The sequence below is a fragment of the Psychromarinibacter sp. S121 genome (assembly GCF_049801035.1).
Lineage (GTDB): Bacteria > Pseudomonadota > Alphaproteobacteria > Rhodobacterales > Rhodobacteraceae > Psychromarinibacter.
The window spans coordinates 201,406-222,001 of the sequence record NZ_JBNAGE010000003.1 but is presented as its reverse complement, the minus strand read 5'-3'; the positions used below and the strand labels follow the sequence as shown (position 1 = coordinate 222,001).

General features: G+C 66.1%; 24 protein-coding genes. 23 read left to right on the top strand and 1 reads right to left on the bottom strand.

Annotated features, from left to right (window positions below):
- Position 1: 1 nt before the first annotated feature.
- The 8 genes from pdeM (at position 2) to ACP156_RS14785 (ending at position 6,518) form a co-directional block, all read left to right on the top strand.
- Positions 2-691 (top strand): ligase-associated DNA damage response endonuclease PdeM, encoded by a 690-nt coding sequence (gene pdeM / locus ACP156_RS14820; protein ID WP_425052131.1) that lies wholly within the window; start codon positions 2-4, stop codon positions 689-691.
- A 59-nt stretch (positions 692-750) separates the two neighbouring features.
- A complete protein-coding gene (locus ACP156_RS14815) occupies positions 751-1,116 on the top strand; it encodes a PaaI family thioesterase (protein WP_425052843.1) in 366 nt (121 codons plus the stop codon).
- Position 1,117: 1 nt separating this feature from the next.
- Positions 1,118-2,239 (top strand): flavin-containing monooxygenase, encoded by a 1,122-nt coding sequence (locus ACP156_RS14810; protein WP_425052130.1) that lies wholly within the window; start codon positions 1,118-1,120, stop codon positions 2,237-2,239.
- An 80-nt stretch (positions 2,240-2,319) separates the two neighbouring features.
- Positions 2,320-3,549 (top strand): MFS transporter, encoded by a 1,230-nt coding sequence (locus ACP156_RS14805; protein ID WP_425052129.1) that lies wholly within the window; start codon positions 2,320-2,322, stop codon positions 3,547-3,549.
- A 55-nt stretch (positions 3,550-3,604) separates the two neighbouring features.
- Positions 3,605-4,255, top strand: a complete 651-nt coding sequence (msrA, locus tag ACP156_RS14800) for a peptide-methionine (S)-S-oxide reductase MsrA (RefSeq protein WP_425052128.1) — start codon at positions 3,605-3,607, stop codon at positions 4,253-4,255.
- Positions 4,255-4,797: a sugar O-acetyltransferase gene (locus tag ACP156_RS14795; RefSeq protein ID WP_425052127.1), complete on the top strand. Its 543-nt coding sequence runs from the start codon at positions 4,255-4,257 to the stop codon at positions 4,795-4,797. Before msrA ends, ACP156_RS14795 begins: the two co-directional genes overlap by 1 nt.
- A gap of 42 nt (positions 4,798-4,839) precedes the next feature.
- Positions 4,840-5,712: a 50S ribosomal protein L11 methyltransferase gene (locus ACP156_RS14790; RefSeq protein WP_425052126.1), complete on the top strand. Its 873-nt coding sequence runs from the start codon at positions 4,840-4,842 to the stop codon at positions 5,710-5,712.
- A 506-nt stretch (positions 5,713-6,218) separates the two neighbouring features.
- Complete coding sequence (locus ACP156_RS14785) at positions 6,219-6,518, top strand: hypothetical protein (protein WP_425052125.1); 300 nt, start codon at positions 6,219-6,221, stop codon at positions 6,516-6,518.
- A 117-nt stretch (positions 6,519-6,635) separates the two neighbouring features.
- Here ACP156_RS14785 and ACP156_RS14780 read toward each other — a convergent pair whose 3' ends face one another.
- Complete coding sequence (locus ACP156_RS14780) at positions 6,636-6,800, bottom strand: DUF1127 domain-containing protein (RefSeq protein WP_425052842.1); 165 nt, start codon at positions 6,798-6,800, stop codon at positions 6,636-6,638.
- A gap of 365 nt (positions 6,801-7,165) precedes the next feature.
- Between ACP156_RS14780 and ruvC the strand changes: the two genes are divergently transcribed.
- The 15 genes from ruvC to ACP156_RS14705 all read left to right on the top strand — a co-directional run bounded on the left by ruvC (position 7,166) and on the right by ACP156_RS14705 (position 20,592).
- The gene (gene ruvC / locus ACP156_RS14775) at positions 7,166-7,696 is read left to right on the top strand and encodes a crossover junction endodeoxyribonuclease RuvC (RefSeq protein ID WP_425052841.1); all 531 of its coding nucleotides are present in this window, start codon (positions 7,166-7,168) and stop codon (positions 7,694-7,696) included.
- Positions 7,693-8,358 carry a Holliday junction branch migration protein RuvA gene (gene ruvA / locus ACP156_RS14770; protein ID WP_425052124.1) on the top strand — a complete coding sequence of 222 codons (666 nt, stop codon included), beginning with the start codon at positions 7,693-7,695 and terminating at the stop codon, positions 8,356-8,358. The genes ruvC and ruvA overlap by 4 nt, the downstream gene beginning before the upstream one ends.
- A 4-nt stretch (positions 8,359-8,362) precedes the next feature.
- The gene (gene ruvB / locus ACP156_RS14765) at positions 8,363-9,388 is read left to right on the top strand and encodes a Holliday junction branch migration DNA helicase RuvB (protein ID WP_425052123.1); all 1,026 of its coding nucleotides are present in this window, start codon (positions 8,363-8,365) and stop codon (positions 9,386-9,388) included.
- Between the two features lie 62 nt (positions 9,389-9,450).
- Positions 9,451-10,074, top strand: coding sequence for a hypothetical protein (locus ACP156_RS14760; protein ID WP_425052840.1), 624 nt, complete (start codon positions 9,451-9,453; stop codon positions 10,072-10,074).
- Positions 10,075-10,118: 44 nt separating this feature from the next.
- Positions 10,119-10,751 (top strand): cupin domain-containing protein, encoded by a 633-nt coding sequence (locus ACP156_RS14755; protein WP_425052122.1) that lies wholly within the window; start codon positions 10,119-10,121, stop codon positions 10,749-10,751.
- A gap of 7 nt (positions 10,752-10,758) precedes the next feature.
- Positions 10,759-11,148: a tol-pal system-associated acyl-CoA thioesterase gene (ybgC, locus tag ACP156_RS14750; RefSeq protein ID WP_425052121.1), complete on the top strand. Its 390-nt coding sequence runs from the start codon at positions 10,759-10,761 to the stop codon at positions 11,146-11,148.
- A gap of 112 nt (positions 11,149-11,260) precedes the next feature.
- Positions 11,261-11,929: a protein TolQ gene (gene tolQ / locus ACP156_RS14745; protein WP_425052120.1), complete on the top strand. Its 669-nt coding sequence runs from the start codon at positions 11,261-11,263 to the stop codon at positions 11,927-11,929.
- A 1-nt stretch (position 11,930) separates the two neighbouring features.
- The gene (gene tolR, locus ACP156_RS14740; protein WP_425052119.1) at positions 11,931-12,410 is read left to right on the top strand and encodes a protein TolR; all 480 of its coding nucleotides are present in this window, start codon (positions 11,931-11,933) and stop codon (positions 12,408-12,410) included.
- 48 nt (positions 12,411-12,458) lie between these two features.
- The gene (locus ACP156_RS14735) at positions 12,459-13,625 is read left to right on the top strand and encodes an energy transducer TonB (RefSeq protein ID WP_425052118.1); all 1,167 of its coding nucleotides are present in this window, start codon (positions 12,459-12,461) and stop codon (positions 13,623-13,625) included.
- A 133-nt stretch (positions 13,626-13,758) separates the two neighbouring features.
- Complete coding sequence (gene tolB, locus ACP156_RS14730; RefSeq protein WP_425052117.1) at positions 13,759-15,081, top strand: Tol-Pal system beta propeller repeat protein TolB; 1,323 nt, start codon at positions 13,759-13,761, stop codon at positions 15,079-15,081.
- 80 nt (positions 15,082-15,161) lie between these two features.
- Complete coding sequence (gene pal, locus ACP156_RS14725) at positions 15,162-15,689, top strand: peptidoglycan-associated lipoprotein Pal (protein WP_425052116.1); 528 nt, start codon at positions 15,162-15,164, stop codon at positions 15,687-15,689.
- 22 nt (positions 15,690-15,711) lie between these two features.
- Positions 15,712-16,563, top strand: a complete 852-nt coding sequence (ybgF, locus tag ACP156_RS14720; RefSeq protein ID WP_425052115.1) for a tol-pal system protein YbgF — start codon at positions 15,712-15,714, stop codon at positions 16,561-16,563.
- Positions 16,560-17,804 (top strand): tRNA lysidine(34) synthetase TilS, encoded by a 1,245-nt coding sequence (gene tilS, locus ACP156_RS14715; protein ID WP_425052114.1) that lies wholly within the window; start codon positions 16,560-16,562, stop codon positions 17,802-17,804. The genes ybgF and tilS overlap by 4 nt, the downstream gene beginning before the upstream one ends.
- A gap of 139 nt (positions 17,805-17,943) precedes the next feature.
- Complete coding sequence (gene ftsH, locus ACP156_RS14710) at positions 17,944-19,866, top strand: ATP-dependent zinc metalloprotease FtsH (RefSeq protein WP_425052113.1); 1,923 nt, start codon at positions 17,944-17,946, stop codon at positions 19,864-19,866.
- 129 nt (positions 19,867-19,995) lie between these two features.
- Complete coding sequence (locus ACP156_RS14705; protein WP_425052112.1) at positions 19,996-20,592, top strand: MOSC domain-containing protein; 597 nt, start codon at positions 19,996-19,998, stop codon at positions 20,590-20,592.
- The last annotated feature ends 4 nt before the right edge of the window (positions 20,593-20,596 follow it).

Below are 20,596 nucleotides of genomic sequence, written 5' to 3'. Positions count from 1 at the left end.
CATGCGAGCAGAACAATTACAGAACGAACAGACGTTCACTCTGGCGGGTACCGAGCTGATCGCCCGTAGCACCGGCGCGCTTTGGTGGCCGGAGCAGCGGTTGCTCGTTGTCTCGGATTTGCACCTTGGCAAATCGGAGCGCATCGCCCGGCGCGGCGGCAGCCTGCTGCCCCCTTACGAGACGCATGATACCCTTGCGCGGCTGGATGCCGAGATCGAGTGGCTGGATCCGCGCAGCGTGATCTGCCTTGGTGACAGCTTCGACGACGGCGCCGCGCGGGACGGGCTGGACGTCGAGGCGGTCGAGTGGCTGAACCGCCTGATGGCGGGCCGTCGCTGGGTCTGGATCGAAGGCAACCACGATCCCGGCCCCGTCAGCATCGGCGGCACCCATCTGGCCGAGCTTCAGCACGCGCCGCTCAGCTTCCGGCATATCGCGCGCCCCGGCGCCAGCGGAGAGGTCTCGGGCCATTACCACCCCAAAGCGACGCTGAACGCCCGTGGCCGCGCCGTGACGCGGCCCTGCTTCCTGTATGACAGCGACCGGGTGATCCTGCCCGCCTTCGGCACGTACACCGGCGGCCTGCGCACCGACGCGCCCGCGCTGGCCGGGCTGATGCGCCCCGAGGCGCTGGCGATCCTGACCGGCCCGTTCACGGCTGAAATCCCGATGCCGGGTCGGTGCTCGTGAAACCGCGTTTCGACGGATACGCTGCGAAGGTGCGCGACAGCTTCGCGCGGCAAAGCCTGATGGCAACCTTCGGCGCCGAGATCGGCGACATCGGTCTGGGCCGCGTCACGATCACCACGCCGATCCTCGAAACCGCAACCCAGCAGCACGGCTTCGCTCATGCCGCCGTCAGCTTTGGTATCGGAGACAGCGCGGCGGGATACTCGGCGCTGACCCTTCTGAACGAGCACGACGAGGTTCTGACCGTTGAAATGAAGATCAACCTGCTGGCCCCGGCGAAAGGCGACCGCCTGCGCGCGGAGGGCCGGGTGATCAAACCGGAAAAGCGCCTGATCGTCGTGGCCGCCGATGTCTGGGCGGATGCCGGGCAGGACAGTACCCACGTGGCGATGTTGCAGGGGACGATGATCCCCGTGACCGTCTGACATGACGCGCAACGCGATCGTCATCGGCGCTGGCCCCTCGGGTCTTGCCACGGCGGTCTGCCTGCAGAAGGCGGGGTTCGAGGTCGCCGTGCTGGAACGCGACGATCGCGTCGGCTCGGCGTGGCACACCCATTACGACAGCCTCAAGCTTCACACCTCGCGGGGCCGCTCGGGTCTGCCGGGCCTGCCGATCCCGCGCAGCGCCGGGAAGTACCCGTCGCGGGCCGATGTCGCGTCCTATCTTGAGACCTACGCGCAGACCTTCGATCTGGACGTTCGCCTTGGCTTTGCCGTGGACCGCGTCGATCCCGAGAATGGCGGCTGGGTCGTCCGCCACGAGCATGGCGACGACGTCGCAGAGGTGGTGGTCTTCGCAACCGGGCTGAATGGCCAACCGAACCGGCCCGGCTGGCCCGGCCTAGACAGCTTTCCCGGCCCGGTGATGCACGCGTCCGAATACCGCAACCCGCACCGCTTCATAGACCGGCGCGTGCTGGTGGTGGGCTTCGGCAACTCCGGCGCCGACATAGCCACTGACCTGTCGGGCGCGGGCATCGTCACCGGCCTGTCCGTCAGAAGCCCTGTGAACATCGTCCCGCAAGAGATCCTTGGCATCCCCGTGACGTCGCTTAGCCTTCTGCGCCGCGCGCTGGGACCGGCTGCCGCCGACCGAATGACCGCGCCGGTGATCGAGACTTTGGTGGGCCGACCCGAGGATTACGGGCTGCGGAAAGCCGCGAAAGGGCCTGTGCGGCAGGTCGTCGAGGACGGGCGCGTTCCGATGATCGACGTGGGCGTTCTGGCGGCGATCAAGGCGGGGCGGGTCGCGGTACACCCGGGGATCGAACGGTTCGACGGGGCCAGCGTGTGTTTCGCCGATGGCACCGAAGGCGCCTACGACTCGCTGATCACCGCGACCGGCTATCGCGTCGACCTCAGCGCCTTCCTGCCAGACGTGCCGGACGTGTTGGACGCGGCGGGGCGTCCGAAAGTCTCGGGCGGCCCAAGCGGGCGTGCGGGGCTTTACTTCTGCTCGTACCACGCCTCGCCGAACGGTCAGTTACGGCAGTCCGCGTTCGAGGCAGAGAAGATCGCCGAGCATGCAGCGCGCGCCCTTTCCTAATTAACGCCTGCCTAATTGACGCCGCGCTGCAGCACGAATCCCTCTCGCCAAGCTGCGGGAATGCTCCTAAGAAACGTGCCATGCGCATCCTTCCCCTCGCGGACGCCCGCGACCTGCCCGTTTGGCAGCGACCCGTTTCTCTGTTGTTCCTGATGGCCTTCGCCATGCCCATCGCGTTCGCGACGTGGTCGGCGCTTTTGAACAACTTCGTCATCGAGGTGGCGGACTTCACCGGGGTCGAGATCGGCTGGCTTCACACTGTGCGCGAGATCCCCGGCTTTTTCGCCGTCGGCGTCATCGCCCTGATCCTGTTCATGCGCGAGCAGGTGCTGGGCGTCGTCGCTCTTTTGATGCTGGGCGTATCGACCGCCGTGACGGCTTGGTTTCCCAGCCTCGGCGGCATCCTGACGATCACCATGCTCAGTTCGATCGGGTTCCACTATTTCGAGACGGTGAACCAGTCGTTGCAGCTTCAGTGGATCGAAAAGGGCAAGGCGCCGCAGTTGCTGGGCTGGATCGTCGGCATCGGGTCCGGCGCGTCGCTGTTGGCCTACGGGTTGCTGGTGCTGACGTGGAAGACCTTCGATCTGTCGTACAATTTCGTCTACCTCGCCTCGGGCGGCGTGACGGCGCTGATCGCTGTGTTCTGCTTCTTCGCCTACCCGCAGTTCGAAGCGCCGAACCCGCAGATCAAGAAGATGGTGCTGCGCCGCCGGTACTGGCTGTACTACGCGCTGCAATTCATGTCCGGCGCGCGGAGGCAGATCTTCGTCGTCTTCGCGGCCTTCATGATGGTGGAACGCTTCGGCTTCGAGGTACACGAGGTCACGGCGCTGTTCCTGATCAACTTCCTTGCCAACATGCTGTTCGCGCCGCTGATGGGCCGCGCCGTCGCACGCTGGGGCGAGCGGCGCGCGCTGACTTTCGAGTACGTCGGGCTGACCATCGTGTTCCTTGCCTACGGCGGCATCTACTGGTTCGGCTGGGGCGTGGTTCTGGCAGCGACGCTGTACGTGATCGACCACATTTTCTTCGCCCTCGCCTTCGCGCTGAAGACGTACTTCCAGAAAATCGCCGACCCCGGCGACATCGCCCCCACCGCCGCCGTCGCCTTTACGATCAACCATATCGCAGCGGTCTTCCTGCCGGCGCTGCTTGGCTATCTCTGGATCGTATCGCCGGGCGGCGTCTTTGTGCTGGCGGCCTGCATGGCCGTCACCTCGCTGTGCCTTGCCCTGATGATCCCGCGCTATCCCGCGCCCGGTCACGAGACGGTGTTCGCCACCCCCCTCGCCGCCCCGGCAGAGTAGCAGCCGCGCGTCTCGTGCCCTATATTGGGCGGGATACCCAGGAAGGGAGACACGCATGTTCACGCTGAAGCGCAAGAAGACCGAAATGGTGACCGAGGCCGACGCGCTGCCGGGCCGGCCCAACCCGATCCCGACGGCGAAGACCCACTTCATCAACGGCCGCGACCTGAAATCGCCCGTGCCCGAAGGCATGGAAGAAGCGATCTTCGGAATGGGCTGTTTCTGGGGCGTCGAGCGCAAGTTCTGGCAAACCGAAGGTGTGTGGCTGTCCATGGCGGGCTATGCCGCCGGGATCACGCCGAACCCGACCTATGAAGAGGTCTGCACCGGTATGACCGGCCACAACGAAGTGGTGCGGGTGATCTACGACCCGAAGGTGATCAGCTACGACGAACTGCTACAGGTGTTCTGGGAGGGCCACGACCCGACGCAGGGCATGCGTCAGGGCAACGACATGGGCACCCAATACCGGTCCGGCATCTATTATTTCACCGAGGCGCAGAAGACCGCGGCCGAACGCACGAAGGCCGACTTCGCCCCGCGCCTTTCCAAGGCGGGCTTTGGTGGCATCACGACCGAGATCCTGCCGGCGCCCGAGTTCTATTATGCCGAGGATTATCACCAGCAGTACCTCGCCAAGAACCCCGGCGGCTATTGCGGGCTGGGCGGCACGGGCGTGACCTGCCCGATCGGGACCGGCGCCTGATGAACGCGTTGCCGGGCGTCGAGGATGGCGCCTGGTATTCCTGTCTGACGGACGAACTGGAAGCCCTGCGCGCCGCGGCCCGCAGGGCGGTCAGCGAGCATTCTGCGATGGACCCCGGCCAGCGCGGAGCCTGTGGCCCGCGTCTTCGCGGTCTGCTGGGCGGGTTCGGCGAAGGCGCGATGATCGAAGCACCGTTTCACTGTGCGTATGGCGTGAACATCCACATCGGCGACGGGGCCTATCTCAACGCGTTCTGCACCATTCTGGACACCGCGCGCGTCGAAATCGGGGAGCGCACGTTGCTGGGCCCCGGCGTGCATATTTACTGCGCCGACCACCACCACGACGCCGACAAACGGGCCGAGGGCCTGGAACGTGCCCTGCCCGTCATCATCGGGGCCGACGTCTGGATCAGCGGCCGTGCCGTGATCCTTCCGGGCATCACCATCGGAGACGGCGCACTGATCGCCGCCGGAGCCGTGGTCAGCCGCGACGTTCCGGCGAACGGCAAGGTTGCGGGCGTCCCGGCGCGGCCCATCTGATCGCCGCTTGCGGAGGGGACTGCGCTGCCGCTATAGGGCGCCATGACCACCTGGACCGCATTGACGACCCTCAAGGGCAAGGACCGCGCCGAGGCGCTTGGCGAAGCTATGGAACGGCTGGAGCCGGAACCGACAGGCGTCGGTGTCTTCGAGGTCGAAGACGGCTCGGGCCTGTGGGAGGTCGGCGGCTATTTCGTCGAACAGCCCGACGAGGCCAGCCTCGCCCTGTTGTCCGCCGCGTTCGGAGCGGGCGAATTCGCGATCTCGGAACTGCCGGAAACCGACTGGGTCGCCAAGGTCCGCCGCGAACTGGCGCCTGTCGTCGCCGGGCGCTTCTTCGTCTACGGCAGCCACGACGCCGACAAGATCCCCGATGGCTCGATCGCTCTGCTGATCGAGGCCGCGATGGCCTTCGGCACCGGGCACCACGGAACAACGCTGGGCTGCCTTCGCGCGTTCGACCGGCTGATCGACGCAGGCCTCGCCCCGAAAACCGCTTTGGACCTCGGGTGCGGCACCGCCGTTCTCGCAATGGCCGCCAAGCGCGCCTTCCCCGACGCCGAGGTTCTGGCCAGCGATATCGACGCCGTCGCCGTCGAGGTGGCCGAGGCGAACCTTGCCGCCAATGACATGGCCGGCGCCGTTGCCTGCCACGAGGCCGCGGGGCTCGATCACCCGGCGCTGGCGGCCGCCGCGCCCTACGACCTGATCTTCGCGAATATCCTGAAGGGCCCGCTGATCGAGCTTTCGCCCTCTATCGCAAAGGCCACCGCCCCCGGCGGCGTCGCGATCCTTTCAGGCATCCTGAACGAGCAGGCCGACGAGGTTATCGAGGTTTATTCCCGGAACGGCTTCAATGCCGAGAACCGAGAAGAGATCGTTGACTGGACGACCCTGATTCTGCGTCGCGGCTGACAGGATTAGGGCGGAATTCCGCCCGCCTGGGGTTTGCGTCAAATTCTGGCCACATTTGAATTCAATGTAGCGCACAACACGGTCGCAACCGCAGCATTCCGCCGCGACGCCGGACACGGGCAGAGGAGGCCCGCAGACCAAGCCGGACGCCAGATCCGGCTCTGCAGCGATGCGACAGGAATTCACGAATACTCCCGAGGAGTAGACTCTTCGTTCGGACTGGACCGCGCCACGCAAGTGTCGCGGTCTTTTTTTCGCCCCATTTCCAAGAGGCGAGTCATTGGGTCAATCGCCGATTATCCGCAATTGTAGCGAACAGTTTTCAGGTAACTTTTAAACTGTTTCCTTATAAATTCGTTAAATTCCCGCTATGCGTGTAAATGCGTCCGGATTCGGGCAACACGCTCTGGTTGCCACATTTTCGCCCCATTTCGACAAGATTTTGCCTTTGTCGAGCGACGCTGCCGCGTTCGACCCCTGTAAATGTTATCTGCTGCTAGTGAACCATGAAACACGCTGTCCTGAACCGCCACGACCACTCGGTTGAAAGTTTCAACCATGACGGTCTCGAACTTGCCCGTCGGAAAAAGTACCGCCGCACGTTCCCGGTGGGAAAGTTCCTGCAATTCATGCTCGCGATTTTCGCGTTCAAGATCTTCCTGTTCCTCCAGATGGGCCCGGTGGCCTATGCGGAGAAGCGGCACGATCTGGCGGAAAGCGGCACGTTCGGACGCATCGCCGCGGGGGCTATGGCGTTGGATCCCGTGTCCAAGAAGGTTGTGGATACAATCAGGTTCGCTCTCTGAGAAGGTGGGGGCCACAGAGAGCGAAAAAAGGGCCACGTTCCAATTTCCGGAACGTGGCCCTTCGTTTATTCCGACCCGGCGAATGACCTTTCGATCCCGCCGGGAATGCCGTCGGTGTCAGTACCGGCCGCGACGCGAAATCGTATCGATGTCGCCGCGGTGCAGACCAAGATCGTCCAACTCGTGATCCGACAGGCGCGACAGCGCATTGCGGGTCACGCGGGTGTCGTTCCAAGCGGCGAAAATGCCGACGAACTGGCCGAACAGGCCGTTCGGGCGCATGGCGGGGCGACCGTCGACGGTCGGGCGGGCGGTATCATAAAGAGCCATCAGCGATCTCCTCTAAGGCTGCACTTTTCAGCGGCGCATCATGCGTCGTCCGTCGGCAGTTAGAGATCGCGAAGAGACCGAGCAAGACAGTTTTTTGCATGGATGCCATGCACCATGCACATATCTTGGGCGATTTGTTAACAGCCTGTTATTTATACGATTACCGAGGGCCGGCAAGTGTCGCAAACGACATTCCGGGCGACGATTTCAGGCAACGAAAGCGTCCACATTGTGACCCGACGTTCTGAACCGGGCTTGGCGAATGTTCGCGTTTCGTGCTAAGTTTTCACAAACAAATGAGCGAGCAGGTTAGGCAGATGCGTGTTTTGGGGATCGACCCGGGCCTTCGAATGATGGGCTGGGGAATCATCGACGTGGCCGGAACACGGATTTCGCATGTCGCAAACGGCGTCTGCCGATCCGAGGGCGGCGACGAACTGGCGACCCGCCTGCTTAGCCTGCACGAGCAACTGACCGAGGTTCTGGGGCGGTTCGCGCCAGACACGGCGGCGGTCGAACATACCTTCGTCAACAAGGACAGCGCCGGCACCCTGAAGCTGGGCCAGGCCCGCGCCATTGCGCTTTTGGTCCCGGCGCAGGCTGGGCTGGCGGTCGGCGAGTACGCCCCGAACCAGGTGAAGAAGACGGTGGTCGGCGTCGGCCATGCCGCCAAGCAACAGATCGACCACATGGTTCGCCTGCAACTGCCCGGTGTCGAGATCAGCGGCCCCGATGCTGCCGACGCCCTTGCCATCGCACTTTGCCATGCGCACCACGCCCGGTCCTCGGGCCGGCTGGAGGCCGCGCTGCGCATGTCGGACGCCAAAACCGCACGGGGCGCCGCATGATCGGGCGCATCGCCGGGCGGCTCGACTATCGCGGAACCGACCATGTGCTGATCGACGTCGGTGGAGTCGGCTATGTCGTCCACGTCTCGGAACGAACCCTCGCCGCCCTGCCCGGCCCCGGCGAGGCGGTGGCGCTTTATACCGACCTGCTGGTGCGAGAGGACTTGCTGCAGCTATTCGGTTTCACCACACCCCTGGAAAAGGAATGGCACCGCATGCTGATGTCGGTGCAAGGCATCGGCGCGAAGGCCTCGATGGCGATCCTTGGCACGCTGGGCCCCGATGGCGTCAGCCGCGCGATCTCTCTTGGCGACTGGAACGCGATCAAGGCGGCGCCCGGCGTCGGGCCGAAGATCGCGCAGCGCGTGGTGAACGAGCTGAAAGACAAGGCCCACACGGTGATGGCCATGGGCGGCGCCGTCCCGTCCGGCACCACCGAACTGGCGGAAGTGATCGAGCCAGCGGGGACGAAGGCGCATCGTCCCGCTCCCAAACGCGCCTCTGGCGCCGCCGCGGCGCAGGCCGAAGCGTTGAGCGCCCTCACCAACCTCGGCTACGCGCCCGGCGAAGCCGCCGGAGCCGTTGCCGAAGCCGCGCAGGACGAGACCGAGACCGCAGGCCTGATCCGCGCCGCCCTGAAACTGCTGGCACCGAAGGGCTGAGGCGATGAGCGAACCCGATCCCACCCTGCGCCCAGACCGCCGGCCCGAGGATGTCGACCGCGCGTTGCGGCCGCAGGGGCTGTCCGAGTTCATCGGGCAGGCCGAGGCGCGGGCGAACCTGCGCGTGTTCATCGAAAGCGCCCGTAGACGGGGCGAGGCCATGGACCACGCCCTGTTCCACGGCCCGCCCGGTCTGGGCAAGACGACGCTGGCGCAGATCATCGCGCGTGAATTGGGCGTGAACTTCCGCATGACGTCTGGCCCGGTGCTGGCGAAGGCGGGCGATCTGGCGGCGATCCTGACCAACCTCGAACGCAATGACGTGCTGTTCATCGACGAGATCCACCGGCTGAACCCGGTCGTCGAAGAAGTGCTGTACCCCGCGATGGAGGATTTCGAGCTGGACCTCGTGATCGGCGAAGGCCCGGCCGCGCGGACCGTTCGGATCGAATTGCAGCCCTTCACGCTTGTCGGCGCGACGACGCGGCTTGGCCTGCTGACGACGCCGCTTCGGGATCGCTTCGGGATCCCGGTCCGGCTGCAATTCTACACGCCGGGCGAACTGGCCGAGATCGTCGCGCGCGGCGCACGCCTTCTGGGGATCGACGCCGACGCGAAAGGCGTGTCCGAGATCGCCAAGCGCGCGCGCGGCACGCCCCGGATCGCCGGACGCCTCCTGCGCCGCGTGGTCGACTTCGCCGTGGTCGAAGGGGACGGCCGCATCGGTCAGCAGATCGCCGACGGAGCCTTGACCCGGCTGGGCGTCGACCACCTTGGTCTGGATGGTGCGGACCGGCGTTACCTTCGGATGATCGCCGAGAACTACGGCGGCGGCCCGGTGGGGGTCGAGACGATCAGCGCCGCGCTCAGCGAAAGCCGGGACGCGATCGAAGAGGTCATCGAACCCTACCTGCTGCAACAAGGGCTGATCCAGCGCACCCCGCGCGGGCGGATGCTGGCGGCGAAGGCATGGGCGCACCTTGGCCTCGACGCGCCGAAAGCTCCGGGACAAACCGACCTCTTCGAATAGCCGTTGCGCCGCCTCGCGGGCTTGCCGTCCCGCGCCCGTCGCGCTAGCCCCGCGCCATGGACATGACGCCCGAAGCCATCGCCGCCCTCTTCACCCGCTCTGACGGATCCTACCTGTTCGCGCGCTGGGGCCGCCCCATCGCGCCCATCGTCTTCGGCGTCGAGGACGCGACGCTGGAGGTGGTCAAAGGCGCGTGCGAGGCCGTGGTGGCGTTGGCCGGTCACAAGATGGCCGAGACCGACCCGGAACTTGGCGCGAACCTGATGTTCTTCTTCTTCCGCGAGTGGGAGGAACTGCTGCAGGTCCCCGACCTTGGGCGGATGATCGAAGGGCTTGAACCGCTGGTCGCACGCCTTGTCGCGGCGGACGCGAACCAGTACCGCGTGTTCCGCTTCGACGCGGACGGCGCGGTGAAGGCGTGCTTTGTGTTCCTGCGGATGGATGCCGCGATGTCGGCTGTGCCTGCGGACGAACTGGCGCTAAGCCAGGTTGCCCAGTCGGTGCTTCTGTGGTCCGACACCGCCTTCTCCGAACGGTCTCCGCTGGCGGTGGCGGGCGGCAAGGTGATCCTGCATCCGGAAATCGCTGGCGTGATCGCGGCGGGCTACGATCCGGTGATGCCCGCGGTGGCGAACGATCCGAGCCATGCGTTGCGGCTGTATGCAAGGATGGTCGCGGGAGCATAGACCAGCGATTGCCCGGTCCGCCGCCGCGATGCTACCACCCCCGCATGACCCGGTTTACCTGCAACGACACCCCGCCGGACTGGTGCGAGCTTCGAAGCTTCGCGCGCCATGCCCCGTCACTTGGACACACGGCGACGGTTATCCGTTCGGACGTGCGGGCGCGGCTGTTGATGACGCGCGGGCGGTGTCAGGTCGGGACCGGCCCGCAAAGCGCGGTGCTGCGGGCCGGGCAATATCTGGACCTGCCCGAAACGCTTGACAGCCTGACGGCCACCGCGACCACCAACGACGCGGAATTCCTGTGGCTTTGCGGAACGTGGGGCGACCATGTCGCGGGCTGTGGCATATGGACCGTGATGGACGACCCCGACGCCACCGACGCGGGCGACCCGGTCGATTATCCAAAGCGGACACGAATGGACCGGCATTATCACGACTATGACGAATACTGGTTCGTCCTCGAAGGCTCTGCGGTCGGCGTCGTGGGCGACACGCACCACGACGTCACGGCAGGCGATTGTCTTGCCCTGCCCGCGGGCCATCCGCACGATTTACCGATCGTTCACGAAACCATGCGCGGCGCGTTCTTCGAGACCACCTTGCGCGGCGCCGGGCGGCTGGGGCATCTGTGGGAACACACCCACGGGCCAGCGCCGCGCGATCCCGACAGGGTTTGAGGACCCCATGACCCACAGCTTTCCCGTCCGCGTCTACTATGAAGACACTGACCTTGCCGGCATCGTCTACTACGCGAATTACCTGAAGTTCATCGAACGGGCCCGGACCGAACTGGTCGAGGGGCTTGGCATCGACCAGCGCGCGCTGAAGGCAGACTCGGGCACCGTGTTCGCGGTCCGCCGGGTCGAGGCGGATTACCTTGCGCCCGCGCATTTCGGCGACACGCTGACGGTCGAGACCGCGCCGGTCGAGGTCACCGCCGCCCGGCTTGTGTTGCAACAGGACGTGAAACGTGAAGAAACACTGTTGTTTTCCGCCAAAGTAACGCTTGTTGCGCTGACCGCCGCCGGGCGGCCGGCCCGGCTTCCGGCGGTTCTTCGCCAACTTCTGCCTTGAACACGCGCTCGTGTTTTCACCTTCCACTGATTCTGGATTTTGACCTGATAATCCGGTAAGGACGAAGGCAAGAAAGAGCCTGACAACCCGGGCCGAACAAAGAGCAGGACCTATGGAAGCCGATTTTTCCTTCTTCGCGCTGTTCTGGCGCGCGTCTTTTGTCGTGCAGATGGTGATGATCCTTCTGCTCGCGGCCTCCTTTTGGGGTTGGGCGATCATCATCCGCAAGGCCATCGCCTATCGCGCCGCCCGCAACGAGCAAGCGGCGTTCGACGGGGCATTCTGGTCCGGCGAGCCGCTGGACGAACTGTACGACCAGATCGGGACCGCCCCGGACGGCGCGTCCGAGAAGATTTTCGCCGCCGGCATGCTGGAGTGGCGCCGCAGCCACCGGCAGGACGGCGGGCTTATCGCAGGTGCGCAGGCCCGGATCGACCGGTCCATGGATGTCGCCATCAACAAGGAAGCCGAAGACCTGACCGCCGGCCTGCCCTTCCTTGCAACGGTTGGCTCGACCGCTCCGTTCGTCGGCCTGTTCGGTACGGTCTGGGGCATCATGAACTCGTTCATCGAGATCGCGGGCCAGCAGAACACCTCGCTTGCCGTCGTGGCGCCCGGTATCGCCGAGGCGCTGCTTGCGACCGGCCTTGGCCTGCTTGCGGCCATCCCGGCGGTCGTCGCCTACAACAAGCTGTCCGCCGACAGCGACAAGATCGTCGCGGGCTACGAAAGCTTCGCCGACGAATTCTCGACCATCCTCAGCCGCCAGCTGGGCGCCTGACATGGGTGCCGGGGTCATCAAGGGCGGCGGTGGCGGCAAGCGCCGCGGGCGGCGCGTGCGCCGTGGCCACTCGGCCGCGATGTCCGAGATCAACGTGACGCCGTTCGTGGACGTCATGCTGGTGCTGCTGATCATCTTCATGGTGTCCGCGCCGCTGCTGACCGTCGGCGTGCCGATCGAGCTGCCCGAGACGGCGGCCGAGGCGCTGCCGGTCGATCAGGAGGAGCCGCTGACGGTGACCATCGACGCCGAAGGCACGATCATGATCCAGACCACCGAAATCGCGCGGGACGAGCTGATCGGTCGCCTGCGCGCGATCGCGGCAGAGCGGACCAGCAACAAGATCTTCCTGCGGGCCGACGGCAACATTCCCTACGCGCGGGTCGCCGAACTGATGGGCGCGCTGAACGCGGGCGGGTTCAAGAACATCGGGCTGGTCACCGAAACCGGTGGCCCGACCATGGATTCCACGGGCGGCTGACGCGAATTGGACACTGGGACAACCATATCCGGCGCAGGCCACGGCCTGTTGTTGGCTTTCCTGATGTTCGGCGGGCTGTTGCAGCCCCGCGACGAGGAGCCTGAGTTCAACGCGGCCGACGTCTCGCTGATCTCGGCCGAAGAGTTCGCAGCCCTCCAGCGCCCCGAGGTCGAGGCCGATGCGCCGGAAGCGACCGTTGCGGTGCCGGAACCGGAAGAACCGGTGGTCGAGGACTCGCCGGCCCCGACCATGCGACCCGAAGCGCCCGTCGAACAGCCCGAACCGCCTGCGCCTGAAGTCCCCGAACCTCCGCAGGATACCCCGGTCGAGGCCGAGGAACCGCCGGCCCCCGAGGCAGAGGTGACAGATACTCCGCCCGAAGAAATCGCGCCGCCGGTCGAAGACACCGCGATCCCCGACATCACGCCCCCGGCCGAGGAAGCCGCGCCGCGCGACATTCCGCGCGTTGCGCCGATCCCCGTGCCCGAAGCCCCCGACGTGCCCGAGATCGCCGACACCCCCGCCCCGCGCGTGGACGAGAACGCCGACAGCGACCAGCAGGCCGAAGAACAGCCCGAGGCCGCGCCGGAAGAGGCGACCACCGAGATCGCGACCGAAGCGAACCGCGCACCGGCAAGTTCCCCGGCCCCGACCGCGCGCCCTGCCCCGCCGCCTGCCCCCGCGCCGGAGACCGAGGCCGTCGAGGAACCCGTCGAGGTGACGGACGCCCCGGAACCGCCTGCGGAAACGCAGTCTGAAACTCCGGAAGAGGCCCCGGCCGAAACGCCTGCGCCCGACGCCGACCCACTGGCCGACGCCATTGCCGGCGCCGTGGCCGACGCGGTTTCCGAAGCGCCGTCTGCACCGCCGGCCAGCAGTACGCCCGCCGGTCCGCCGTTGAACAACAGCGAACGCGAAGGGCTGCGCGTTGCCGTCCAGCAATGCTGGAACCTCGGCGCGTCCTCGACCGATGCTCTGCGAACGACCGTGATCGTCGGCGTTTCGATGAATCGCGATGGCACGCCGGACAGCAACTCAATCCGCCTGATTTCCTCCGAGGGCGGGTCGGATCAAAGCGTCACGCAAGCCTATGAAGCGGCCCGACGCGCCATCATCCGCTGCGGCGCGCGGGGCTTCCCGCTGCCCGAAGCGAAGTACGAGCACTGGCGCGATATCGAGATGACGTTCAACCCGGAAGGGATGCGACTGCGATGAACCGCGCTTCCGGCACTCCCCTGCCCAGCCAAAGGCGCGCCGCTGTGCAAAAGGCGCAACCGGGCTACACTGTACCCTGCGGCGCTGCCGCACCGCGGATGACGCGGACCCAACCGGAGACGACGAGGATCAAATGACCCGCCTGATCGTGCTGACCATCCTTCTGGCACTCACCGGCCTGACCCCCGCCGCGGCGCAAAGCCCGGGGCCCCTTCGGATCGAGATCACCGAGGGTGTGATCGAACCGCTGCCCTTCGCGGCGCCGATTTTCGTGGCCGAGACGCCCGGAGCCGAGGCGATGGCCGCCCAGATCACCCGTGTCGTGTCCGCCGACCTGACCAATACCGGCCTGTTCCGCGAGATCCCGCAGGGCGCCTACATCTCGGGTGTCACCAGCTTCCAAAGCCCGGTGCAATATTCCGACTGGAAAGCGATCAACGCGCAGGCGCTGATCACCGGAGCGGTTTCGATCCAGGGCAACCAGGTCATCGTGAAGTTCCGCCTGTTCGACGTGTTCGCCGAAAGCCAGATGGGCGACGGCCTGCAATTCGTGGCCAGCCAGGACAGCTGGCGGCGCATGTCGCACAAGGTGGCGGACGCGGTCTATTCCCGCATCACCGGCGAAGGCGCGTATTTCGACAGCCGCGTCGTCTTCGTCAGCCAGACCGGCCCGAAGGACGACCGCCGCACCCGCCTTGGGATCATGGATTACGACGGCGCGAACCTCGAATACCTGACCGACAGCAATTCCATCGTGCTTGCGCCGCGCTTCTCGCCCGACGGCAACCGGGTGCTGTACACCAGCTACGAAACGGGCAGCCCTCGTATCCACGTGCTAGACGTGAACACCGTGCAGCGTCGTGTGCTTGAAAACGAAGCCGGGGCCATGTCGGTCGGCGCAGCCTTCAGCCCCGACGGCAGCCGCGTGATCTACTCGCTGGCGCGTGGCGGCAACTCGGACCTGTACGAGCTGAACATGGCCAGCGGCCAGACCCGCCAGCTGACCTCTGCTCCGTCGATCGAGACCTCGCCCAGCATGTCGCCGGACGGCCGGTTCATCGTGTTCGAAAGCGACCGTTCGGGCACCCAGCAGCTGTACGTCATGCCGGCCTCGGGCGGCGAGGCGACGCGGATCAGCTCGGGCGCGGGCCGATACGGTGCGCCCGTCTGGTCGCCGCGAGGTGACATGATCGCCTTCGTGAAGCAGAACAACGGCCGCTTCCACATCGGCGTGATGCGCACCGACGGGTCCGAGGAACGGCTGCTGACCGCCTCGTTCCTCGACGAAAGCCCCAGCTGGTCGCCGAATGGCCGGGTGATCATGTTCACCCGCGAAAGCCAGGGTGCCAGCGGTGCGCCGTCGCTGTACTCGGTCGACATCTCGGGCCGCAACCTGCGCCGGGTCCCGCTTGACGGCGCCGCGTCGGACCCCGCGTGGTCGCCGTTGCTGCAGTAAACGCCAGAGATTCCCAATCCCCGTGCGAGATGCTAGGATAATGGCATCGAGCACCCAATGACCCAACGAGGCATGACCAAATGACCCCCTTCCGGATTGCCATCGGCGCGCTGGCGCTGGCCGCCGTTGCGGCCTGTTCGCAGAACGAGCCCTACGGTTATGGCGCGGGCGACGACCCGCTGACCAACCCCGACGCCTACGATCCGAACAACCCGAACGCGGGCGATCCGTCGAACCCGGCGTCTCCGGCCTACTTCACCGCAACGGTCGGCGACCGCGTGCTGTTCGAGGTCGACCAGAGCACCCTGAACCCGACCGCGACGGCGATCCTTGCGCGTCAGGCCGAGTGGCTGAACGCGAACCCCGAATACACCGCCACCATCGAAGGCCACGCCGACGAGCAGGGCACGCGGGTCTACAACTTCAACCTCGGCGAACGGCGCGCGAACTCTGTTCGCGAGTACCTGATCTCGCAAGGGGTTGCGGCGAACCGCCTGCAGACCATCTCTTACGGCAAGGAACGCCCGCTGGAGATCTGTTCGGAAGAGGCGTGTTACCAGAAGAACCGCCGTGCCGTGACCGTTCTGGCGGTCGGCACGGGCGTCTGACCGGACTGACGGAGGAAACGACGTGAAGCGCGTGACGAAAGCGGGATTGCTGGCCCTGTCGCTGTTGGCGGCTGTTCCGGCGGCGGCGCAGGACAGCACCCTGGCGGATATCCGGCAGGAGCTGTCGATCCTGTATGTCGAGATCCAGCGTCTGAAGCGCGAACTGTCGACCACCGGAAACCCCAACGTGGCGCTTGGCGGCGCCACGGCCATCGAACGGCTTGACCGGATCGAGGCAGAGCTTCAGCGCCTGACGGCCGAGGCCGAGCAGATGGAAATGAAGGTCAACCGCGTGGTCACCGACGGCACCAACCGCATCGGCGACCTGGAATTCCGCCTGTGCGAGCTGGAGGCCGATTGCGACATCGGCACATTGGGCGAGACCTCGACGCTTGGCGGGGTTGAAACCGGACCGGCGGCGGCTCCTCAGGTCGACGCCACCCTGCCCGCCGCTCCGACCGGCGAGCCGACCACCGGCGGCGGCGAGCTTGCGATGAGCGAGCAGACCGACTTCGACAACGCGAAGGCGGCCTATGACGCAGGCGAATTCGCGCAGGCGGCGCAGTTGTTCCGTGGCTTTACCGACACCTACCCCGGCGGCCCACTGAACGCCGAAGCGCATTACCTGCGGGGCGAGGCTTTGCGGTCCACCGGCGACACCGCAGGTGCGGCGCGCGCTTTCCTCGACAGCTTCAAAAGCAGCCCGGACGGCACCCGTGCCCCGGCCTCGTTGCTGAACCTCGGCGTCTCGCTGGGGGAACTGGGTCAGGTCGAGGAAGCCTGCGTGATGCTTGCTCAGGTCGGCCAGCGTTTCCCCGGCACGGCGCAGGCCGAGAACGCCGTCGCCCGGTCGCAGTCGCTGGCCTGCCAGTGACCCAGCCCGCCGGGGCGGCGCTCGAGGCGCATCTCGCGGCGTTCTCCCAATCCACCCCAATGGCCGTCGCGGTCTCGGGCGGCGGTGACTCCCTCGCATTGCTGCATCTGCTGCACGACCGGGGTCTCGTGGCCGCGGCGCTGACCGTCGACCACGGCCTGCGCCCCGAGGCGACCGACGAGGCGCGCATGGTCGCAGGCATCTGCGACAGGCTCGGGGTCCGCCATGCCACGCTCAACTGGCGCTGGGACGGCGACGGCAACCTGTCGGAAGCCGCGCGCGTAGGTCGCTATGCCGCGCTGGCCGAATGGTGCCGCGCCGAAGGACTGATGACCTGCGCGCTCGGCCACACCCGCGACGACAATGTCGAGAGCTTCTTCATGGGCCTGTCGCGCGGCGCTGGCCTTGACGGTTTGTGCGGCATGCGCCCGGTGTTCGACCGGGACGGCGTCGCCTTCCACCGCCCCTTGCTTGGCGCGTCGCGCGAAGCGCTGCGCGACGACCTGCGGGCGCGCGGCGTGGACTGGGCAGAGGATCCGACGAACAGCGACACCTCGTATGACCGCGCGCGAATCCGCGCGGCCTTGGCGGCGCTCGACCTGCCGGACGCCTCGATTGCCCAATCCATAGGCAACCTTGCCGCGACCCGCCGCGACATCGGCGAGGAATTGCTGCATCGCCTTTCAGGGCATTGGCGCCTTGATGGTCCCGATATTGTGATCGACCTCGGCGCGTGGTCGCAGCTGACCGCCGAGTTCCGCCGCCGCACCCTTACGGCGGCGCTGCGGTTCCACACGGCTGCACAGCATGCCCCCCGCGGCGCGGCTTTGATGCGTATGGTCAACCGCGACTGGACCGGCGATCCGGGACCGGCGACGCTGGCCGGGTGCGCTATCGGCGCCGAGGCCGCCCAGCTTCGCATCGGGCGCGAGGCCGCAGCCACCCCGCCCGCCGTAAGCACCCGCGACACATGGGACAATCGCTGGACCGTGGAGGGCGCGCACAGCCCCGACACGGTGATCCGCGCGCTTGGCGAGGCTGGTGCCGCGCGGCTTGATCCAGACTGGAAGGCCGGCACCCTGCCGCGCCGGTCCATGCTGGCCGCGCCATCGGTCTGGCGCGGCGACGTGCTGGTCTATTGCCCCTTCGCCCCGGTCGGAGACCCGAAGGCGCAGGAGGACTGGAACTGCGCCTCTGCCGGCGACGTCCAGAGGTTCACCGCGGCGCTGGTGTCGGCCTGACGGCGACAACCCTGCCGTGACCCTTCCGCACACCGGCGTTTCAGGTGGCCTTTCTCGTTGAAGATCCCGCTCCGATGCCTATTTTAGTCCAGCAGGTCCGCGCAGGCTCCGGCGTCGGGCAATTCTTGGAGGTCCACTTTTGGGTAACGCCAGAAATATCGCGTTTTGGGTCGTGCTGTTCCTGCTGATCCTTGCGCTGTTCAACCTGTTCAGCGGCGGTCAGTCCACGATGACGACCCGCTCGATCAGCTATTCCGAATTCGTCGAGCGCGTGCAGGATGACGAGGTCAGCTCGGTCACCATCGACGGCGAGCGTGTCCTGTTCCGCGGGAACGACGGACAGGACTACATGACCGTCCGCCCCGACGACGCGAACATCACCGACATGCTGATCACCAACAACGTGACGGTGAACGCGAAACCGCAGGAACAGTCCGGGTTCCAGACGATCCTGATGACCTTCCTGCCCTTCCTGCTGCTGATCGGCGTCTGGATCTACTTCATGAACCGGATGCAGGGCGGTGGCCGTGGCGGCGCGATGGGCTTCGGCAAGTCGCGCGCCAAGCTGCTGACCGAGAAGCATGGCCGCGTCACCTTCGACGATGTCGCCGGCATCGACGAGGCGAAGGACGAGCTGGAAGAGATCGTCGAATTCCTGCGTAACCCGCAGAAGTTCAGCCGTCTTGGCGGTAAGATCCCCAAAGGCGCGCTTCTGGTCGGCCCTCCGGGTACCGGTAAGACGCTGCTTGCCCGCGCCATCGCGGGCGAAGCGGGCGTGCCGTTCTTCACCATCTCCGGTTCTGACTTCGTCGAGATGTTCGTTGGCGTCGGCGCCAGCCGTGTCCGCGACATGTTCGAGCAGGCCAAGAAGAACGCGCCCTGCATCGTCTTCATCGACGAAATCGACGCCGTTGGCCGGTCGCGTGGCGTTGGCTACGGCGGCGGCAACGACGAGCGCGAGCAGACGCTGAACCAGCTGCTTGTCGAGATGGACGGCTTCGAGGCCAACGAAGGCATCATCATCGTCGCCGCGACCAACCGTCCCGACGTGCTGGACCCCGCCCTGCTGCGTCCCGGCCGTTTCGACCGTCAGGTGCAGGTGCCGAACCCGGACATCAAGGGCCGCGAGAAGATCCTGTCGGTCCACGCCCGCAAGGTGCCGCTGGGTCCCGACGTGGACCTGCGCATCATCGCGCGCGGTACGCCGGGCTTCTCGGGCGCCGACCTTGCGAACCTCGTGAACGAGGCGGCGCTGATGGCCGCTCGCGTGGGTCGCCGGTTCGTCACGATGGAAGACTTCGAGAACGCGAAGGACAAGGTTATGATGGGCAGCGAACGCCGCTCGATGGTCATGACCGACGACGAGAAGAAGCTGACCGCCTACCACGAGGCGGGCCATGCGATCGTCGGCCTGAACGTCCCGCAACATGACCCGATCCACAAGGCGACCATCATCCCGCGCGGCCGCGCGCTGGGTCTGGTGCTGTCGCTGCCGGAACGCGACCAGCTGTCGGTCACGCTGACCAAGTACAAGTCCAAGATCGCCATGGCGATGGGCGGACGCGTCGCGGAAGAGCTGATCTTCGGCAAGGAGAACGTGACCTCGGGCGCCGCTTCGGACATCCAGCAGGTGTCCAAGATTGCGCGAGCCATGGTGACCCAGTTCGGCTTTGCCGAGGAACTGGGCTATGTCGACTATGCCAACGAACAGCAGTCCTATCTTGGCGCTTACGGTGGCGGCACCAACCACTCTGACGACATGCAAAAGCGCATCGACGCGAAGGTGAAAGACCTGATCGACGAGGGTTACGAAGTGGCCAAGCGCATCCTCACCGAACGGAACGAGGATCTGCATCGTCTGGCACAGGGTCTGTTGGAGTATGAGACGCTGACCGGCGACGAGATCACCAAGGTGATCGCCGGCGAACCGCTGAACCGTGGCGACGACGAGGACGATCACCGCGACGACAAGGGCGGCACCGCCAGCGTCACGGCGATCCCCAAGACCAAACCCAAGGCGAAGCCTTCCGGCGACGGCGGGATGAACCCCGAACCGACCTGATCCCGGTTCTGACCAGATCTGGAAAACCCCGCGCCCCGGCGCGGGGTTTTTCTTTGGGCGGCTGCGGATTGCCGCTGGCGGGCGGCGGTGGCAGACTGCAGCCGGAAATCAGCCCAAGGAACCCGCCCGATGCCCGCGCTTGTCCGCTCCGATCTTACCGCCAAAATCGCGTGGCTTGGCCGCGTGCCCAACCGCGACGCCAGCCTGCGCGCCGAACCGCTGGATCGCGTCGACGCCGCGATGACCGGTTTCGAGGGCGAGGCGCACGGCGGGCTGACGCGGCCCTCCTGTTCGCGGTTCACCATGCTATACGAACGCGGCACCGAGATCCGAAACACCCGGCAGATCTCTATCCTGTCCGTCGAGGAACTGGCCCTGATCGCGTCGAAGATGGGGCTGGAGGCACTGGACCCCGCCCTTCTGGGCGCGTCCATGGTGGTGGAGGGCATCCCGGACTTCAGCCACGTTCCGCCCGGTTCGCGACTTCAGACGCCCGCAGGCACCGTTCTGACCATCGACCTTGAAAACGGGCCGTGCCAGTTTCCGGCGAAAGAGATCGAAAAGGAACGGCCCGGCCACGGCAAGGCGTTCAAGCCCTCGGCCGAAGGCCTGCGCGGCGTGACGGCTTGGGTCGAACGCGAGGGTCCGCTGGCCGTCGGCGACGAGATTGCTCTGTTCGTCCCGACCCAGCGCGCTTGGGCGCCGATGGCGATGGCGGCGCAGTAAGGCG

What these genes read in the sequence shown, in the direction of transcription:
- ACP156_RS14755 (WP_425052122.1), top strand. Translation starts at nt 10,119, where the DNA reads ATGACCCGGTTTACCTGCAACGACACCCCGCCGGACTGGTGCGAGCTT.
- pal (WP_425052116.1), top strand. Translation starts at nt 15,162, where the DNA reads ATGACCCCCTTCCGGATTGCCATCGGCGCGCTGGCGCTGGCCGCCGTT.
- ACP156_RS14705 (WP_425052112.1), top strand. Translation starts at nt 19,996, where the DNA reads ATGCCCGCGCTTGTCCGCTCCGATCTTACCGCCAAAATCGCGTGGCTT.
- ruvB (WP_425052123.1), top strand. Translation starts at nt 8,363, where the DNA reads ATGAGCGAACCCGATCCCACCCTGCGCCCAGACCGCCGGCCCGAGGAT.
- ACP156_RS14815 (WP_425052843.1), top strand. Translation starts at nt 751, where the DNA reads ATGGCAACCTTCGGCGCCGAGATCGGCGACATCGGTCTGGGCCGCGTC.
- ACP156_RS14785 (WP_425052125.1), top strand. Translation starts at nt 6,219, where the DNA reads ATGAAACACGCTGTCCTGAACCGCCACGACCACTCGGTTGAAAGTTTC.
- ruvA (WP_425052124.1), top strand. Translation starts at nt 7,693, where the DNA reads ATGATCGGGCGCATCGCCGGGCGGCTCGACTATCGCGGAACCGACCAT.
- tolB (WP_425052117.1), top strand. Translation starts at nt 13,759, where the DNA reads ATGACCCGCCTGATCGTGCTGACCATCCTTCTGGCACTCACCGGCCTG.
- ACP156_RS14810 (WP_425052130.1), top strand. Translation starts at nt 1,118, where the DNA reads ATGACGCGCAACGCGATCGTCATCGGCGCTGGCCCCTCGGGTCTTGCC.
- msrA (WP_425052128.1), top strand. Translation starts at nt 3,605, where the DNA reads ATGTTCACGCTGAAGCGCAAGAAGACCGAAATGGTGACCGAGGCCGAC.
- ruvC (WP_425052841.1), top strand. Translation starts at nt 7,166, where the DNA reads ATGCGTGTTTTGGGGATCGACCCGGGCCTTCGAATGATGGGCTGGGGA.
- tolR (WP_425052119.1), top strand. Translation starts at nt 11,931, where the DNA reads ATGGGTGCCGGGGTCATCAAGGGCGGCGGTGGCGGCAAGCGCCGCGGG.
- ACP156_RS14780 (WP_425052842.1), bottom strand. Translation starts at nt 6,800, where the DNA reads ATGCGCCCGAACGGCCTGTTCGGCCAGTTCGTCGGCATTTTCGCCGCT.
- pdeM (WP_425052131.1), top strand. Translation starts at nt 2, where the DNA reads ATGCGAGCAGAACAATTACAGAACGAACAGACGTTCACTCTGGCGGGT.
- ACP156_RS14805 (WP_425052129.1), top strand. Translation starts at nt 2,320, where the DNA reads ATGCGCATCCTTCCCCTCGCGGACGCCCGCGACCTGCCCGTTTGGCAG.
- ACP156_RS14790 (WP_425052126.1), top strand. Translation starts at nt 4,840, where the DNA reads ATGACCACCTGGACCGCATTGACGACCCTCAAGGGCAAGGACCGCGCC.
- ybgC (WP_425052121.1), top strand. Translation starts at nt 10,759, where the DNA reads ATGACCCACAGCTTTCCCGTCCGCGTCTACTATGAAGACACTGACCTT.
- tolQ (WP_425052120.1), top strand. Translation starts at nt 11,261, where the DNA reads ATGGAAGCCGATTTTTCCTTCTTCGCGCTGTTCTGGCGCGCGTCTTTT.
- ACP156_RS14795 (WP_425052127.1), top strand. Translation starts at nt 4,255, where the DNA reads ATGAACGCGTTGCCGGGCGTCGAGGATGGCGCCTGGTATTCCTGTCTG.
- ACP156_RS14760 (WP_425052840.1), top strand. Translation starts at nt 9,451, where the DNA reads ATGACGCCCGAAGCCATCGCCGCCCTCTTCACCCGCTCTGACGGATCC.